Raw genomic sequence first — 3,200 nt, 5'->3', positions numbered from 1 at the left:
TGGACCTTTTGTGCCGCCTGTGGTCATGCAAATCAGTGGCCCCCGTGGCGATCACCTGCTGGCCCTGGGGCGCAGGAAATGGCGCAGCCAAGGGGGGTACCCGACACTGACGCACGGAGGCCTCTCCCTGTTGGAGGTGCTTTCTCCCTTTGTTGAGCTGACCAAATAGGCGGAGATCATATGTTGTCACCGGATTTGCCGGAAGAATTCTTCAACGAAATACAGGATATTTTCCGTAAGGGACCAGTACTCCTTGTTGGGTCGGGATTTTCCTGCGGCTATGGTCTCCCGAGCATGGGAGATCTGGCAGAGCACTTGGCAAATACCGTTGATGACGTACTAACCACAGCTGAAGCAAGAAATGCTTGGGCGCAGGCAATTGATGCGATCAAAGGCAACCTGGAAGCCGGCCTGAACAATATTCCACTGGGGGCGGCGGGTTGGACCGAAATCGTTTCTGCCATTCGCAGCGAGACGGCACGGTTGATACTTGAAAAGACTGTCGCTGCCGAATCGAGGATTCTTCAAGAAAAAACGGACGAAGGGCACGCACCATCACGCCTTCTGAAGTGGCTGTTCGATGGATCGCCGCAGAATTCGGAGGGCATTCACGTCATCACGACCAACTACGACACGCTGCTGGAGTTGTTTTGCGATCTGGCGGGACTGCCCCTTGATACAGGCTTCACCGGATTCCGTTGGCGAAAACCGCGCCCCCGACCAATATTCCAGAATCACTACAACCAAATCTGGGTAGCTGAAAAGCGTCAGCAGCGATTCGATTACAGGCTTTGCAAGACCGTTCGCCTCTACAAGCCCCACGGCTCCATTAGTTGGCTGACCACTGATGAGGGGCCGATGGAGGTGCTCAACGATACCGCCACAACTGGACGAGCCATTGTTGTTCCCGGCCCGTCAAAGTACCAGGACGCACTGGTCAATAGGCTGTTTGACGAAATGCGTACCGCGATGAATACGGCACTTGCCAATGCGCAGGCACTGTTGTGCATCGGCTTTGGCTTCAATGATGACCACTTGCAAGGTGTCATCAAGGACCGCCTAGCTGCAGGCATGCCCGCGATCATTGTCACACGCGACCCGACCCCAAACATTGAACAACTGCTTGGCGAGCACCCGCACGTGATCGCAATATTCAAGGATGGAGATGGCTCAGTTTGTCGCTGGAATGGAAGCATGCTGCCATGCCCAGAGTCGCTCTGGCAATTGGATGATTTTTTGAGGAAATTTTTGGAGTGAGGCGAGGATGAGCATTTTCAACTTCACAGACGAACAGTCATTGGGCGAAGTTCGCAGTGTTGAAACCTCACGGATCACCGTGCGAGTGACGGACGGACAGCGTTTGCAAAAAGCACGCGTTGGTCGACTGGTGGCCATCCAGTCGATGGGGGACGAATGGCTGATAGGCATCATCGAAAGGGTATGGCGGCATCCGGTGGATCTGCCGACGCTGCCCGAAGCCGAACCGCCAGTGGATCTGTCTGGCGTACCTCAAGAAGAAAACGGCCTTTCGATTAGTTTAGTTGGCACGTATCGCGCCCGGGATGGGCAGCGAAAGAATACATTCACGCGTGCTGTCTTCCTCCTACCGGAAATAAACCGGCCGGTTTTTCCCATTGAGGAAAAATCGCTTGAAGTTTTCATGGGTATATTGAGTGCGTCATCCAAGGACGACGCGGTTGCTCCACTCAAGGTGGGCACCTATACCTTGGATGGCAAGGCTAGTGCCTATATCGATGGCGACAAACTATTTCAGCGCCATGCTGCGTTGCTTGGCAGTACAGGATCGGGAAAGTCCTACACAGTCGCATCTATCCTTGAGCAGGCTGCACAGTTACCACACGCTAACATCATCGTCTTTGATCTTCATGGCGAGTATTCGAGCATGAAGTTCGCAAGCCACTATCACATTGCGAGCATCGGCGATCTGAAAGATAAGAAGGACGGTGCAATATTCTTGCCCTTCTGGCTGCTCAACTATGACGAGATGCAATCACTGTTCGTGGATCGGTCTGAGGAGAGTGCTCCAAACCAGGCAAGCGAGCTAATGAAGCAGGTCGTGGAATTGAAAAAGAAGTCTATTGAGGGGTTGGGGAAACATGAGCTGCTCGATGGGTTCACCGTGGATACTCCCGTACCATATAAATTGTCCGATCTTATCGATGCTATTGCAGAAAAAGATCGAGAAATGGTTCCGGGGAAAAATGGGGAAAAGCAGGGGCCGCTTTTCGGAAAATTGACGAGATTTCTGAACAGGATCAAAGTCAAAACGAAAGATCGACGCTACGCCTTCATGTACCAGGCTCCCGCAGAGTACGATACATACGAGGCTTTGCATGATTTGGCGAAAAAGCTACTTGGCACTGGTGGCAAGAATGGCGAAGTGCATCCCGGAATAAAGATTGTAGATTTCTCAGAAGTGCCCTCGGACATTCTCCCGGTTGTCGTTGGACTAGTTGCACGAGTCGTCTTTCAGATCCAGTTCTGGAGCGAACCGGGAGGCGATGGCGATGAGCGCCATCCTATCGTGCTCGTCTGCGATGAGGCGCATCTCTACTTGCCCAGTGGCGTTGCATCTATTGGCCCAATGGAAAAGCGAGCTCTGGAAAACTTCGAGCGCATCGCCAAAGAAGGCCGCAAGTACGGCGTTGGGTTGATGGTGGTCAGTCAGCGCCCATCGGACGTCAGCACGACCATTCTCAGCCAATGCAGCAACATCATCAGCTTGCGTTTAGCCAACAAGACTGACCAGGCGGTGGTTAAACAGCTCTTGCCAGAAAGCCTGGAGGGGCTAATGGAAGTGCTGCCAACGCTGGATGTTGGTGAGGCTGTCATCGTGGGCGATGCCACCCTGCTGCCAACCCGCATCAAGATGGATAAACCAAAACACGAACCACGCAGTGCAACGATTCCCTTCTGGACGCGTTGGGCCGCGCCCAAGGCAGAGGTCGACTTGATTGCTGCCGTAGAAAACATGCGCAGGCAATCACGCGTGTAAGCGTAAGGAATCTTGAATGGCTACTAAAAAAGAACTCCTCCAACAGGAAGTCGCCAAAGCCGTCGGTGCAGGCAAGGCAGTCGCGCTCGAAACCGTCGATTTCAACGATCCGAACCGTCCCAAGACCTGCCTTGAGGTGGATTTTCCCATCCTGCCGGTAAATCAGGTAGCGGTTATCGAGGGC

General features: G+C 53.3%; 2 protein-coding genes. Both read left to right on the top strand.

The features are described 5' to 3' along the window. Positions 1–180 precede the first annotated feature (180 nt). Complete coding sequence (locus Q0319_RS13210) at positions 181–1,257, top strand: SIR2 family protein (RefSeq protein ID WP_299453218.1); 1,077 nt, start codon at positions 181–183, stop codon at positions 1,255–1,257. Between the two features lie 7 nt (positions 1,258–1,264). Further along, complete coding sequence (locus tag Q0319_RS13205) at positions 1,265–3,016, top strand: ATP-binding protein (protein ID WP_299453216.1); 1,752 nt, start codon at positions 1,265–1,267, stop codon at positions 3,014–3,016. The last annotated feature ends 184 nt before the right edge of the window (positions 3,017–3,200 follow it).

The sequence above is a fragment of the uncultured Pigmentiphaga sp. genome (genome assembly GCF_937950555.1).
Classification (GTDB): Bacteria; Pseudomonadota; Gammaproteobacteria; order Burkholderiales; family Burkholderiaceae_B; genus Pigmentiphaga.
Note: the sequence above shows the minus strand (reverse complement) of the source record. Positions and strands in the feature narration are given on the sequence as shown.

Bases quoted from the DNA above. Each gene is read 5' to 3' on its own strand.
- Q0319_RS13205 (WP_299453216.1), top strand. From the start codon at position 1,265: ATGAGCATTTTCAACTTCACAGACGAACAGTCATTGGGCGAAGTTCGC.
- Q0319_RS13210 (WP_299453218.1), top strand. From the start codon at position 181: ATGTTGTCACCGGATTTGCCGGAAGAATTCTTCAACGAAATACAGGAT.